Annotated in this window: 13 protein-coding genes; 5 read left to right on the top strand and 8 right to left on the bottom strand. The window is 70.0% G+C overall.

Going from position 1 to position 13,368, the window contains the following annotated elements:
* Positions 1–32 precede the first annotated feature (32 nt).
* From IM777_RS03505 to IM777_RS03495, 3 genes are all read right to left on the bottom strand, one after another.
* Positions 33–131: a 30S ribosomal protein bS22 gene (locus tag IM777_RS03505; RefSeq protein WP_003792170.1), complete on the bottom strand. Its 99-nt coding sequence runs from the start codon at positions 129–131 to the stop codon at positions 33–35.
* A 131-nt stretch (positions 132–262) separates the two neighbouring features.
* The gene (locus tag IM777_RS03500) at positions 263–454 is read right to left on the bottom strand and encodes a helix-turn-helix domain-containing protein (RefSeq protein ID WP_071043939.1); all 192 of its coding nucleotides are present in this window, start codon (positions 452–454) and stop codon (positions 263–265) included.
* Positions 455–568: 114 nt separating this feature from the next.
* Positions 569–976: an ArsR/SmtB family transcription factor gene (locus tag IM777_RS03495; protein WP_194384665.1), complete on the bottom strand. Its 408-nt coding sequence runs from the start codon at positions 974–976 to the stop codon at positions 569–571.
* 83 nt (positions 977–1,059) lie between these two features.
* Between IM777_RS03495 and IM777_RS03490 the strand changes: the two genes are divergently transcribed.
* A complete protein-coding gene (locus IM777_RS03490; protein WP_194384664.1) occupies positions 1,060–2,514 on the top strand; it encodes a TrkH family potassium uptake protein in 1,455 nt (484 codons plus the stop codon).
* A complete protein-coding gene (locus IM777_RS03485) occupies positions 2,507–3,178 on the top strand; it encodes a potassium channel family protein (protein ID WP_071043942.1) in 672 nt (223 codons plus the stop codon). Before IM777_RS03490 ends, IM777_RS03485 begins: the two co-directional genes overlap by 8 nt.
* Before the next feature lie 9 nt (positions 3,179–3,187).
* Here the strand turns inward: IM777_RS03485 and IM777_RS03480 are convergent, their stop codons facing one another.
* From IM777_RS03480 to proC, 3 genes are read right to left on the bottom strand one after another with little or no spacing between them, the layout of a single operon-like run.
* A complete protein-coding gene (locus tag IM777_RS03480) occupies positions 3,188–3,886 on the bottom strand; it encodes a potassium channel family protein (protein ID WP_228480939.1) in 699 nt (232 codons plus the stop codon).
* Positions 3,879–5,258 (bottom strand): TrkH family potassium uptake protein, encoded by a 1,380-nt coding sequence (locus IM777_RS03475; protein ID WP_194384663.1) that lies wholly within the window; start codon positions 5,256–5,258, stop codon positions 3,879–3,881. Before IM777_RS03475 ends, IM777_RS03480 begins: the two co-directional genes overlap by 8 nt.
* Positions 5,259–5,301: 43 nt before the next feature.
* Positions 5,302–6,147: a pyrroline-5-carboxylate reductase gene (proC, locus tag IM777_RS03470; RefSeq protein WP_194384662.1), complete on the bottom strand. Its 846-nt coding sequence runs from the start codon at positions 6,145–6,147 to the stop codon at positions 5,302–5,304.
* Between the two features lie 112 nt (positions 6,148–6,259).
* Here proC and IM777_RS03465 point away from each other — a divergent pair, with 112 nt between their 5' ends.
* Both IM777_RS03465 and IM777_RS03460 read left to right on the top strand, forming a co-directional pair.
* The gene (locus IM777_RS03465) at positions 6,260–7,372 is read left to right on the top strand and encodes an alpha/beta fold hydrolase (RefSeq protein ID WP_194384661.1); all 1,113 of its coding nucleotides are present in this window, start codon (positions 6,260–6,262) and stop codon (positions 7,370–7,372) included.
* A 23-nt stretch (positions 7,373–7,395) separates the two neighbouring features.
* Complete coding sequence (locus IM777_RS03460) at positions 7,396–8,322, top strand: LLM class F420-dependent oxidoreductase (RefSeq protein WP_194384660.1); 927 nt, start codon at positions 7,396–7,398, stop codon at positions 8,320–8,322.
* Positions 8,323–8,442: 120 nt separating this feature from the next.
* Here IM777_RS03460 and IM777_RS03455 read toward each other — a convergent pair whose 3' ends face one another.
* Positions 8,443–8,913 (bottom strand): nucleoside deaminase, encoded by a 471-nt coding sequence (locus tag IM777_RS03455; RefSeq protein WP_336510684.1) that lies wholly within the window; start codon positions 8,911–8,913, stop codon positions 8,443–8,445.
* A 46-nt stretch (positions 8,914–8,959) separates the two neighbouring features.
* Here IM777_RS03455 and upp point away from each other — a divergent pair, with 46 nt between their 5' ends.
* Positions 8,960–9,592, top strand: a complete 633-nt coding sequence (gene upp / locus IM777_RS03450; protein ID WP_194384659.1) for a uracil phosphoribosyltransferase — start codon at positions 8,960–8,962, stop codon at positions 9,590–9,592.
* Between the two features lie 147 nt (positions 9,593–9,739).
* Here upp and IM777_RS03445 read toward each other — a convergent pair whose 3' ends face one another.
* Positions 9,740–13,336 (bottom strand): TM0106 family RecB-like putative nuclease, encoded by a 3,597-nt coding sequence (locus IM777_RS03445; RefSeq protein WP_194384658.1) that lies wholly within the window; start codon positions 13,334–13,336, stop codon positions 9,740–9,742.
* Positions 13,337–13,368 lie beyond the last annotated feature (32 nt).

Below are 13,368 nucleotides of genomic sequence, written 5' to 3'. Positions count from 1 at the left end.
TCCGGAGGACAGGCGCTCGGTGTGGAAGCCGCTTACTTCTTGTTGCGGCGCTGGTGACGAGTCTTGCGAAGCAGCTTGCGGTGCTTCTTCTTCGCCATGCGCTTGCGGCGCTTCTTGATGACAGAACCCACGGAAAACCTCACTAAGTCGAAGTCTGGACGCACATCCACGGTCGGATCGCGTCCGGGAACGGGCAGATGCGAAAAATGCCTCGGAACAGCTTATCAAATGCGCGCGCGGTCCTCGCGCGCGCCGGCAGCGATCAGCCCGCGTCGGCGATCGGCCGCTCCATGGCGGCCGTCACGGCCGACTCCGGCACCCGGTAGCTGCGCCCGAATCGCACCGCCGGCAGCTCGCCGGAGTGCACCAGTCGGTAGACGGTCATCTTCGATACGCGCATCAGTTCAGCGACCTCTGCGACGGTGAGGAAGCGCACGTCGGGAAGTTCGGCCACGATGTCCCCTCTCGTGCGTCCCAGTCGGATCTCCCTGATCCTGGGAGGAGTCTATGACCTGCGCGCGACGCGTGTAAACCCGTGTGACTCGTGTGACTCGAGCGTCGGCGCGATTCAGCGTCCGGGCAGCCGGCGCCACGCGTTCGTGACGACGTGCTTGGCGGATGCGGCGGCCCGCCCCACGACCTCCGCGGCGTGGGCGGCGGAATCGGGCAGGGCCCCGGAGGCGACCGCCTGCAGGTCGTCGCTGTGCGTGAAGAAGGGCACCAGCCAGTCGTCGACCTCGTCGAGCGGTTCCGCGGAGAGGCTGTAGTAACGGTGCTGCCCCTCCTCCCGCACCGACACCAGGTGCGCCTCGCGCAGCACCTTCAGGTGCTTCGACACGGTCGGCTGACTCACGCCGAGCTCGCCCACGATGTTCGAAACGCTCGTGCCGTCCTGGCCGGAGGATGCGCGATCGAGGAGCAGTCGGAGGATGTCGCGACGCGTTCCGTCTGCGATCACGTCGAAGATGTCCGCCATGTGGTTAGGTTAGCCGGACGCGCACCGGAGTACCATGAGGTCGACTTTCGCTCGGGAAGACGACACAGACGAGGGGGCGGTGCATGGCGACGAGCCGACCGGCTGCGCCGCAACGCCGCGCACCGTCGGCGGGGTGGCGTCACCGCCTGCGTCAGGTCGGGGAGTTCGGCCGCGACTTCGCCACCTCGTCGCCCTCGCGCTTCGCCATCCTCGTCTTCGGCACGCTCATCCTGATCTTCACGAGCCTGCTGTCGCTCCCGATCGCTTCGGCCAGCGGCCGCGCGACGCCGCTCGCCGACGCCCTGTTCACGGCCGTGTCGACGATCTGCGTGACGGGGCTGGTCACCGTCGACATGGCCACCCACTGGTCGCCCTTCGGCAACGTGGTGATCTTCCTCGGCGTCAACATCGGCGGGATGGGCGTGCTGACGCTCGCCTCGATCCTCGGTCTCGTGATCTCGAAGCGACTGGGTCTGCGTGCCAAGCTGATCGCCGCGGGCGACACCAACCCGATGCGAGCTCACGGCGGACCGGTCAACGAGGGCCAGACGGTGCGGCTCGGCGAAGTGGGCCAGCTGCTTCGCACCGTGGCGCTGTCGACGCTGGTCATCGAGGCGATCGTCGCGGTGCTGCTGTACCCCGCGCTCGTCATGGCCGAGGTCGACCCGCTCATGGCGCTGTGGGAGGCGCCGTACTACGCGGCGATGTCGTTCACGAACACCGGCTTCACCCCCAACGTCGGCGGCCTCGAGCCCTTCGCCGACGACTACTTCCTGCTCACCGTGCTGATGACCAGCGTCTTCCTCGGCAGCATCGGCTTCCCCGTCATCTACACGCTCTCCCGGCACGTGTGGCACGTGGGGCGGTGGTCGCTGCACACCAAGCTCACCCTCATCACCACCACGCTGCTGTTCGTCGCCGGCGCCATCGCGTTCCTCGCGCTGGAGTACGACAACCCCGGCACGTTCGGCTCGATGGACGCGTGGGACACCACCTTCCAGGCCTTCTTCCTGTCCGCGATGACGAGATCGGGTGGGTTCTCCGTCATCGACATCGGCGAGCTCTACGGGTCGTCGCAGGTCGTGGGATCCATGCTCATGTTCGTCGGCGGCGGCTCGGCGTCCACCGCGGGCGGCATCAAGGTGACGACGCTCGCCGTGCTCGCCCTGGCCGTCTGGTCGGAGGCCAAGGGCCGCACCACCGTGGAGGTCTTCAGCCGCCGCATCCCGAGCGACGTGCAGCGTGTGGCCCTGTCGGTCGTCGCGTGGGGATCGACCATCGTGGCGCTGTCGACCATCGTGATCGCGCAGATCACCCACGCCCCCGTCGCGCACGTGCTCTTCGACGTGATCTCCGCCTTCGGCACCGTCGGGCTGTCGACCGGCCTCACGCAGTCCCTGCCCGACCCCGCCGTCTACGTCATGGCGGCGACGATCTTCATGGGGCGCATTGGTACAGTGACACTCGCCGCGGCCGTGGCCGCGACATCCCGATCGCAGCTGTACTCGCTGCCCGTCGAAAGGCCCATCGTTGGTTGAGCGCATCCGCGGCGACGCACCCGTCCTCGTGATCGGTCTCGGGCGCTTCGGTGCGGCCTGCGCCGGCGAGCTCGACCGGCTCGACCGCGAGGTGCTCGCCATCGACGAGAGCCTCGACCTCGTGCAGAAGTGGTCCGAGCGCGTCACCCACACCGTGCAGGCCGACGCCCGCAACCTCGAGGCGCTCAAGCAGGTCGGCGCGCAGGACTTCCAGGTCGCGGTGGTCGCGGTCGGCTCCTCGATCGAGGCGTCCGTGCTCATCACCGCCAACCTCGTCGACCTGAAGGTGCCGCAGATCTGGGCGAAGGCGGTGTCGCAGTCGCACGGCAAGATCCTCGCCCGCGTGGGCGCGAACCACGTCATCTACCCCGAACGCGAGGCCGGCGAGCGCGTCGCGCACCTCGTCAGCGGTCGCATGCTGGATTTCATCCGGTTCGACGACGACTTCGTGCTCGCCAAGATGTACCCCCCGAAGTTCATCCGCGGCGTCGGGCTCAACGAGTCGGGCGTTCGCACCAAGTACAACGTCACCGTCGTGGGCGTGAAGAGCCCGGGCAAGCCGTTCCGCTACGCCGAGGCGGCGACGGTCGTCACCAACCACGACCTCATCATCGTCTCGGGCACCAACAGCGACATCGAGAGGTTCGCCGCCCTCGACCGGTGACGGATGCGCTCAGCGCAGCTGAGCGAACTCCTCCACACGTCGCGTGGGACCGACGACCAAGACCGTGTCCCCCTCGTCGAGGACCGTCGCGGCGTCGGCGTTGGACCATCCCTGCTGGCCTCGCTTGAAAGCCGCCACGGTGACCCCGTGAGCCTGGCGGGTGTTCGTGGCGCCGAGCGGCGTGCCGCTCAGACGCGCGGGGACGCTCGTCTTGACGAGGGCGTAGCCGCGGTCGATCTCCAGGTAGTCCATCGCGGCACCGCGCACCAGGTGCGCCACGCGCCGCCCCATGTCCTTCTCCGGATAGATGACGTGATGCACGCCGAGCTGTTCCAGGATGAGCCCGTGCTGCTCGCTCACCGCCTTCGCCCACACCACCGGGATCCGCATCTGCAGCAGCAGCGACGCGGTGAGGATCGAGGCCTGCACGTCGTCGCCGATCGCGATGACCACGCGGTCGAACTCGGGAACGGCGAGCTGCTCGAGGGCCTCCCGCTTGGTGCTGTCGGCTCGCACCACCTGCGTGAGGACGCCGTTGAGGGACTGCACGGTCTCCTCGTCACTGTCGATGCCGAGCACCTCGGTCCCGGCGTCCATGAGCTCCACGGCGAGGGAGCTGCCGAACCGGCCGAGCCCGATCACCGCCACCGAGTCCGCCTCGGCGATGCGGTGCGACGACGCACCGAACAGGTGGGTGAAGCTAGCCAATGGCGGGCCTTTCCTTGGGGAACTCGTACGACACGCGCCGTTCGCGCAGTGCCAGCGCCGTGCCGATCGTGAGCGGACCGAGCCGCCCGACGAACATCAGCAGCGACAGGATGATCTCCGCCGCCTCGGGCAGGTCCGCCGTGACTCCGGTGGACAGACCCACGGTGGCGAACGCCGACACGCTCTCGAACAGCATCCGATCGAGCGAGCCGCCGGTGACGATCATGAGCGCGATCGTCGAGGCGACGACGACCCCCACCGCGATGAGCACGACGGCGATGGCCTGTCGATGCACCGCCCGGGAGAGCCGCTTGCCGAAGATGTTGACGGCACCGGCGCCGCGGAGTTCGGCGACGAGGATGAACATCAGCACGGCGAAGGTCGTGATCTTGATGCCGCCGGCGGTGCCGGCCGGTCCCCCGCCGATGAACATCAGCACGTCCATGCCGAGCCAGGTCTCGTCGTGCATCGCCCCGACGTCGACGCTGTTGAAGCCGGCCGTGCGCGTCTGCACCGAATGGAAGAATCCGATGAGCACGCGGGCAGCCGGGTCGTACGCGCCGAGGGTGGCGGGATTGGTCCACTCCAGAGCGGTGATGTAGACCGTTCCCCCCACGAGGAGGATGACGGATCCGAACAGCACCAGGCGCGTGTTCATGCTCCACAGCAGGGGGCGGCCGATCTCTCGTCGCAGCTGCATGAGCACGGGGAAGCCGAGCCCCCCGAGGATGACGGCCGCACAGATCGGCAGGCAGACCCAGGGGTCGGCCGCGAAGCGCACCAGGCTGTCGGCGTACAGCGCGAAGCCGGCGTTGTTGAACGCCGAGACCGAGTGGAAGAGGGCGTACCACGCACCCTCGCCCCAGCCGTGACCGTAGCGGAGCGCGAACGACGGGAAGAGCACCAGGAACAGCGCCGCCTCGATCAGCAGCGAGGTCACCACGATCCGCCGCACGACCCCGCGCACGTCGTCCAGCGAGAGCGCCTTCGCCTCGGTCGCGGCCAGCACGCGCGACCGCACGCTGAGCCTGCGGGCCAGCAGCACACCTACGAGCGAGGCGAACACCATGATCCCGATGCCGCCGATCTGGATGAGCGCGAGGATCACGAGGTGGCCGAGCGGCGTCCAGTAGGTCTCCGTGTCGACGACGACCAGCCCTGTCACGCAGACCGCCGACGTCGAGGTGAACAGGGCGTGGACGAACGACGCCCCCTCGCCGTCGCGAGTGGCGGCGGGAAGCATGAGCAGGCCGGTGCCGACGAGATCGGCGAGGCCGAAGCCCGCGACGATGGTCTGTGCCGGGCTCAGTCGGAACGATCGGCGCGGCCGCGTGTCCGACGCAGCGACGCGTGATGTCACGAGCGGAAACATTACGCCGATCCGGCCGGAGCGCAAGACCGGCGCGATCCGGATCTCAGGCGCCGGCGGCGAGCTCCTTGGCGCGGGCGAGTGCGGCGTCGGTCGCCTCGGCGAAGACGGCGCCCAGATGCGCATCCTGCAGCACGGCGATGGCGCGCTCGGTCGTGCCCTTCGGGCTCGTGACGCGACGCCGCAGCTCGGCGGGTTCGTCGTCGGATGCCTCCAGCAGCGCCGCGGCCCCGATGAAGGTCTGCTCGGCCATGAGCCGCGCATCGGCACGGTCGAAGCCCTTCCCTTCGGCAGCGCGCGTCAGCTCCTCCATCAGGAGGAAGACGTAGGCGGGGCCGGATCCGGAGATCGTCGAGAGGGCGTCGATCTTGTCCTCCGGAACCTCGATGACGCTGCCGACGGTTTCGAACAGCCGCCGCACGAGGGCGACATGCTCGTCGGAGGCGTGCGTTCCGGGCGCGATCCCGGTCACGCCCCGCCCGACGAGCGAGGGGGTATTGGGCATCGAGCGCACTACCGCGACCGACGCGGGCACGATCGACTCGAACGTGGCGACGGTGACACCGGCGGCGAGGCTGACGACGATGGTGCCGGGGCGCAGGTGGGGACCGATCTCCCGCAGCAGGTCGGGGACCATCGCGGGCTTGACCCCCACGAGCACCACGTCCGCCCCCGCGACCGCCGCCGCGTTGCCATCGGCATCGCGCTCGAGGGCAATGCTGCGAACGCCGTCCAGACCGGCGAGCGCATCCGCCTTCGCGGCTGTGCGGTTGGTCACCGTCACACCGCCGTGAGCGAGTCCCGACGACACCAGCCCCTGCAGGATGGACCCTCCCATGGACCCGGCTCCGAGGATGGCGATGGCGGGAAGGGGGGAGGCGACGTCGATCATGTGGCCATCCTACGAGCCGTCTGAAAAGTCCCTCGATGCAGCGTGGAGTGCCCGGATATAGTCGAGGATCGTGGGACGGTGACGCCCCACGACGACCCACGGAGGACCCCCAATGACCCTCTTCGACGGCATCACGTCTCGCCTCGTCGAGACCCCGCGCCTGACCGTCAACGTGCTCGAGCGCAAGGGGGATGACGCCGCGACCCCGCCTGAGAACACCGTCGTGTTCGTGCACGGCAACGTCTCGTCGTCACTCTTCTGGCAGGAGACGATGCTGGATCTTCCGGCGGAGCTGCGCGTGATCGCCGTCGACCTGCGCGGCTTCGGCGGGACCGAGAGCCTCCCGGTCGACGCGACCCGGGGCGTGCGGGACTTCAGCGACGACCTGCACGCGACCCTGGCGGCCTTGGAGATCCCGACCGCCCATCTCGTCGGCTGGTCGATGGGCGGGGGTGTGGTCATGCAGTACGCGATCGACCACGGCGCGCTCAGCCTCACACTGCAGGCCCCGGTTTCGCCGTACGGCTTCGGCGGCACGCGCCGCGACGGCTCGCGACTGACCGACGACGATGCCGGCTGCGGCGCAGGCGGCGCCAATCCCGACTTCGTCGAGCGACTGACCTCCGGCGACGCCACCGACGAGGCGCCGACCTCCCCGCGGAACGTCTTCCGATCCGGCTACGTCGCCGCCGGGTACACGTCCGAGCACGAGGACGTGTGGGTCGCCTCGATGCTGTCCACCTCCACCGCGACGGGCAACTACCCCGGAGACGCCGTCGCGAGCCCCCACTGGCCCGGATTCGGCGCCGGCGACCTCGGGGTGCTCAACACGATGGCGCCGAAGCACTTCGACGTGTCGGGCATCGTCGACATCGCCGAGAAGCCGCCGATCCTGTGGGTGCATGGCGACATGGACGCGATCGTCTCCGACGCATCGTTCTTCGATCTCAATCACCTCGGCGCAGCGGGGGTCGTCCCCGACTGGCCCGGAGCCGACGTCGCGCCGGCCCAGGAGATGGTCTCGCAGACCCGGGATGTGCTGGGCGCCTACGCGCAGGCCGGCGGCATCGTCAACGAACTGCATCTCGAGGGGGTCGGACACTCCCCACACCTGGAGAGCCCGATCGAATTCCGGCGCGCGCTGCTGACCGCGATCGGCTACGTCGGGACACCGGCCGATCCCTCCCCGCCGACGGAGGCGATCATCATCCGCTCGGCCGACTGAACAGCCCTGCCAGACTGGGGCGCATGGAGTACTGCATCTTCACCGAGCCTCAGCAGGGCTACAGCTACGACGACCAGCTCGCGATCGCGCTCGCGGCCGAGCGCCACGGCTTCGACGCCTTCTTCCGCAGCGACCACTACCTGCGCATGGGAGAGGGCGATCCCCGTCCCGGGCCCACCGACGCGTGGACGACGCTGGCCGGCCTCGCACGCGAGACGACCGACATCCGCCTCGGAACCCTGGTGTCCTCGGTGACCTATCGCTACCCGGGCGTGCTCGCGATCCAGGTGGCGCAGGTCGATGCCATGTCGAACGGACGCGCCGAACTGGGCCTCGGAACCGGATGGTTCGAGCGGGAGCACCGCGCCTACGGCATCCCCTTCCCCGACAAGCGGTTCGCCCTGCTCGAGGAGCAGCTCGAGGTGGTCACGGGGCTGTGGAGCACGCCGGACGGCGAGACCTTCAGCCACGAGGGAGCGCACTATCGCCTCGAGGATGCGCCGGCGCTTCCGAAGCCGGCCCAATCCCCCCTGCCGGTGATCGTCGGCGGTGGCGGCCCCCGACGCACGCCCGCGATCGCCGCGCGCTTCGCCACGGAGTACAACATCGGGTTCGTCGACGAGCCGACCGTCGCCGACAAGTTCGCCACGGTCTCCGCCGCGTGCGAGCGGATCGACCGCGATCCGGCCTCGCTCAAGCGCTCGGTCGCGCTGACGACGCTGGCCGGCACGCCCGGCGACGTGCGACGACACGCGGCGGCCCTCGGCCGTGACGTCGCCGACATCTCCCCCGACAGCCACTTCATGGGCGACGCATCCGTCATCGCCGAGAAGGTGCACCGTCTGGTCGAGCTGGGAGCCGAGCGCATCTACTTCCAGCTGTTCGATCTCGGCGACCTGGACCACCTGGAATACCTCGGCAGCGAGGTGCTCCCGCTCCTTCCGCGCTGACGCTCGCGACCCGTCCGGTCCGTCCGGTCCGCGAGAAACCACTTCCGCTGCGAGAAACCACGCAACGCGTGATGTCTCGTGCGCGGAGGTGTTTCTCGGCGCCGGTCAGCCACGCGCGGGTCAGGCGCGGCGCGCGTCGAAGAACGTGCGCAACAGCGCGGCGGCCTCGGCGGCGCGAACTCCCGCGACGACCTCCGCGCGCACGGGCAGGCGGCGATCGCGCACCACGTCGTACATCGATCCGACGGCCCCGGCCTTGTCGTCCCATGCGCCGAACACGACGCGGGAGACGTGCGCCTGCAGGAGCGCACCCGCGCACATCAGACACGGTTCGAGGGTGACCACGAGGGTGCAGCCGTCGAGGTTCCACGTCTCGAGGGATGCCGCGGCCTGCCGCATCGCGACGATCTCGGCGTGGGCGGTCGGATCGTGGCCGGCTTCGCGGAGATTGCGACCCTGCCCGATCACGTCCCCGGTCGAATCGAGCACGAGGGCGCCGACCGGCACCTCGCCCGCATCCAGCGCCCCCGACGCGAGGTCCAGTGCGCGCTCCATCGCGGCGGTGTCGGAAGCGGACGGGGGCAGGCTCACGCCCCCAGCGTAGGGCGGGGCGAGCGAGTGGAATACCCTGGGACTCATGCGCTTGCATGTCGCCGACCATCCGCTCATCACCCACAAGCTCACCGTGCTGCGCAACCGCGAGACGTCGTCGCCGGTGTTCCGTCAGCTCACCGAGGAGCTGGTGACGCTGTTGGCGTACGAGGCGACCCGGAACGTGCGCGTCGCGCCGATTCGCATCACGACGCCGGTCACCGAGACGATGGGCGTGAAGATCAGTGAACCGCGGCCGCTCGTGGTGCCGATCCTGCGTGCGGGGCTCGGGATGCTCGAGGGCATGACCAAGCTCGTGCCCACCGCCGAGGTGGGCTTTCTCGGCATGGTGCGCAACGAGGAGACCCTCGAGCCGCAGACCTACGCCGAGCGCCTTCCCGACGACCTCAGCGATCGTCAGTGCTTCGTGCTCGACCCGATGCTCGCCACCGGCGGTTCGCTCGGCGCCGCGATCGACTTCCTGTTCGCCCGCGGCGCGCAGGATGTCACCGCGATCTGCCTCCTCGCCGCCCCGAAGGGCGTCGAGGCCATCACGGCGCAGGTCGGCGACCGCGACGTGACCCTGGTCCTCGGGGCCCTCGACGAGCGGCTCAACGAGAAGGGCTACATCGTGCCCGGTCTCGGCGACGCCGGAGACCGCCTCTACGGAACGGTCTGACAGCGAGCGGCGCGCCGCTGACGACCCGCGACGCGCTGACAGCCGCTGACGACCGGGCGTGAACCAGGGCTGACGCCCGGAGCCCGAGGGAGCGGCACCCGCCCCTCGCCGAACGGGTGCCGCCGCGCCCTGAGGCGCTTCGCCAATCTACGATCGGGCCGAGGCGACCTGAACGGGGTTGACATCGCCGACGGCGGACCCTAGCTGCGCGTCGCCGCCCGGCCCGGCGCCGAACGACGCATCCGGGTCGGCGCCCACCAGGCGCGCGAACGCGCTGAGGCGCGCCACGCCCTCCGGCGTGCGGGGCAGGTCGTCGAGCAGCCCGGGTGAATACACCACGAACGCGGCGTGCATCGCGCGCGAGACCGCCACGTTGAGGCGGTTGCGCAGCAGCAGGAACTCGAGCCCCCGCGGGGCGTCGCGCCCGGCCGACGCAGCGAGGGAGACGATCGCGACCGCCGCCTCCTGGCCTTGGAACCGGTCGACCGTGCCGACGCGCACGTCGCCGTGACCGGCGGCCTCGAGCGCCTCTTCGACCGCGACCTGCTGCGCGTTGTACGGCGTGACGACGATGACGTCGGCGGCGCTCAGGGGACGCGCAGGCTCCGAGACGGACCGACCGGATGCATCGGTGCGCACCGGCTGCCACGATCGACCGATGAGATCGGTGACGATGCCGGCGACGACCTCAGCTTCTTCGGGCGACCACGTGGCGTTCCCGCGGTGCCGCACGGGATGCGCGTGAAGCCCGGGAGCGATGCCCTCGAGGGTTCGCCGCGCGGTCGACGGGTGCGCGCGCAGCGCCCCGCCGTAGGACAGCGTCGACACCGATGCCGCCACGTCGGGGTGCATCCGCCACGTTCGCGCGAGGAAGTAGCCGTACTCCGCCGGGATGACGTCTGCGCCGTCGATCACCCACCCGAGCGCGGATGTGTCGACCGGTTCCGGATGCGTGCCCTGACTCACCTGGGGCAGCTGCTGAGGATCGCCGAGCAGCAGCAGGCGTGAGGCCGCCAGCGAGACGGCGATCGTGGAGGCGAGCGAGAACTGCCCGGCCTCGTCGATCACGAGCAGGTCGAGACTTCCCCGGGGCACGCGGCCCTCGTGGGCGAAGTCCCACGCGGTTCCGCCGATGACGTACCCCGTCTCGGCGTGCGCCGCGGCGAATTCGGCGATGCCGTTCTTGGCGAGCGCGGTGAACGACGGCGTGACGGCGGCATCCTTCGGCGCCTTTCCGACCTGTGCCGCCGGCACGCCCGCGGCGATCACGCGATCGAGCATGTTCTCGACCACCGCGTGCGACTGCGCCACGACGCCCACGGTGAATCCGTGCTCGGCGACGAGCCGCGCGATCACATGCGATCCGATGTAGGTCTTCCCCGTTCCCGGCGGGCCCTGCACAGCGAGGTAGCTGCGGTCGAGGTCGAGCACGCTGCGCACGATGGCATCGGCGTCGTCACCCTCGGAGACCGCGAGTGCGCCGGAGCGGGTTCGCGGCGGCCGCCGGCACAGGATGTCCGTCGCGGGCTCCTCCGGAAGCTGCGGCGCTGCGGCGATCACGGCGTCGGCCCATGCGTCGATCGCGACCTGCTGGTTCGCCGCGGGCGGGGGCGAGGCCGGCGTGAGCGCGACGGGAAGCTCGGACCACGTGAATCCCTGGACCGCGCTCTCCGAGACGATCACACCGTCGTCGAGCACTTCCACGACGCTCACCCGGTGGTCCGCGTGGATCCAGCGCGGAGCCGCGTCGAACGGGTAGGGGGCGGGCAGGTCGTAGAGAGCGAACGGCGAGGAACCTTCGCTGAGCCGTGTGCCCGGCGCCAGCTCGCCGCGGATCTCGAGGACGCGTCGGTCCGTGCGCGCCCCCTCCGGCCGATGCCAGTCCTCGACGACGCGGCACCGGGCCGGATCGATGACGACCACGTCGCGGCTGTCCTCCCACAGCGAGACCGGCTCGCGCAGCCGCAGGTAGTGCGTCGCCCAGAAGGTCTTCGCCTCGCGCGGGTAGTAGTCGATCGCCGCAGCCCCCAGCCGCAGCGACCGCGCCGGCACCGAGTCGACGGGGAGCGATGCGGCCATCTCGGCCAGCGTCGTGGCACGGTGGGATGGCCGGTAGGCGTTCTCGGCCGGATCGGCGTCGGGGGTGGGGCGCAGGGCCGCCTCGCGCGCACGGTCCACCAGCCAGTCGCGCAGCCGCAGGGTCGATACGCAGTCGTAGCGGTTGTAGTCGGCGAGATCGTCGAGCACCACGCGCGCGGCAGCCTCCTCGCCGCGGTCGTGCAGCGCCCTCGCCTCGACGTAGCGGACGATCGAGTCGTCGCCCTTCTGCACGTCGCTGGTGCGGATCTCATCGCCCATGTAGAGCGGTTCGAGCTTCTTGATGGAGTACGAGCGCGATCCGACCCGCAGAGCGCGCCGCACGACGGGATAGAGGTCGACGAAGACGCCGTCCCGCAGCAGCTGGTCGACCTCGCCCTCCCGCACGCCGTGTCGAGCGGCCATCGCCAAGAGATGAGTCGGCTCGTACGGCGCGTAGTGATAGATGTGCATGCCCGGATGCTGCTGCCGACGCATCCGCACGATGTCGAGGAATGTCTCCAGCGCTACCTTCTCTTCGGCGAACGAGTGCGCCCAGAGCGCGGTGTAGCGCTCTCCCAGATCCACCCAGCCGAAGAGATAGTCGATGCCCCACTCGGCGCGCCCCTCGCGCGGCGCCTCGGTGTACAGCGGGTCGCCTTCGAAGTCGAAGAAGATGTCGCCGGCGTTCGGCCGGGGCAGCGCCCCGAGCGCCTTCGGGGCGACCACGCGGTAGGTCGGCACCTGCGGTCGCGACATCTCGATGCCGGCGGGGCTCTCCAGCTGCAGTCGCGCCTGCACGCGAAGCATCGAGAACGTGTCGGGGTTCATCCCGGCCGGGCCCGATGGCGTCGCGGCGAGGTCGTCGATGGTGAGGATGCCGGCCGACCGCAGCCGCTGTCGCTGCACCGGTCGCATGCCGGCCACGAGCAGCAGATCCCGCGAGGCGACCACCTCGAGCTCACATGTCGCGCAGCGACCGCACGCGACGACATCGAGGTCGCCTCGCGGGTCGCCCCAGGCGACCGGTGCTCCGTCGGCGCCGGCGGCGAGATCGCGATCGGCGACCAGGGCGCGCAGGCGCGCGGCGCGCAGCTCGAACACGGGCAGCAGATCGTCGACGGCGTGGGCGCTGACGGTGCCATCGCCCAAAAGCAGCTCGACGCGGTCCGATCTGGGAACGCCGAGACGGTCGAGCTGCGCGACATATGCCGCCAACTGCATGAGGGCGGTCACCCGCGCGCGACGCGCGAGCTTGGAATCCTGCACCAGCCAGCGGCCCTGCTCGTCGCGCGCGAGAAAGTCGGCGAACCCGACGAACTCGTCGGTCGAGAAGGCCGCCTGGTAGACGATGTCGGCATCGGAGGCGAGGGCGGCCGCCGTGGCGGCGACGGCTCGCTGCAGCCCGTCGGCGTCGCGCGACTCGGTGGCATCGATCTCCCACACGCCGGCACCGAACTCCTCGCGGTAGCGCTCGAGCACACGCTGCTCGTGCGCGTCGCCGAGGCGACCGGCCCGCTCCAGGGTGAGGTCTTCGGGGTCTTCGACCACGGCGACGCGGCCGAGCTTGGCGTCGATCGCCCGCAGCCACGCGAACTCGCATTCGGCGGCCGCCTTCAGATCGCTGGCGCTCCAGACGATCCGGCCCTGGTCAGGTATGTAGCGCATGCTCTCCTCTTGGTCGCCTTCGACAGTAGCGA

The sequence above is a fragment of the Microbacterium luteum genome (assembly GCF_015277875.1).
In the GTDB taxonomy this organism is placed as follows: Bacteria; Actinomycetota; Actinomycetes; order Actinomycetales; family Microbacteriaceae; genus Microbacterium; species Microbacterium luteum.
Note: the sequence above shows the minus strand (reverse complement) of the source record. Positions and strands in the feature narration are given on the sequence as shown.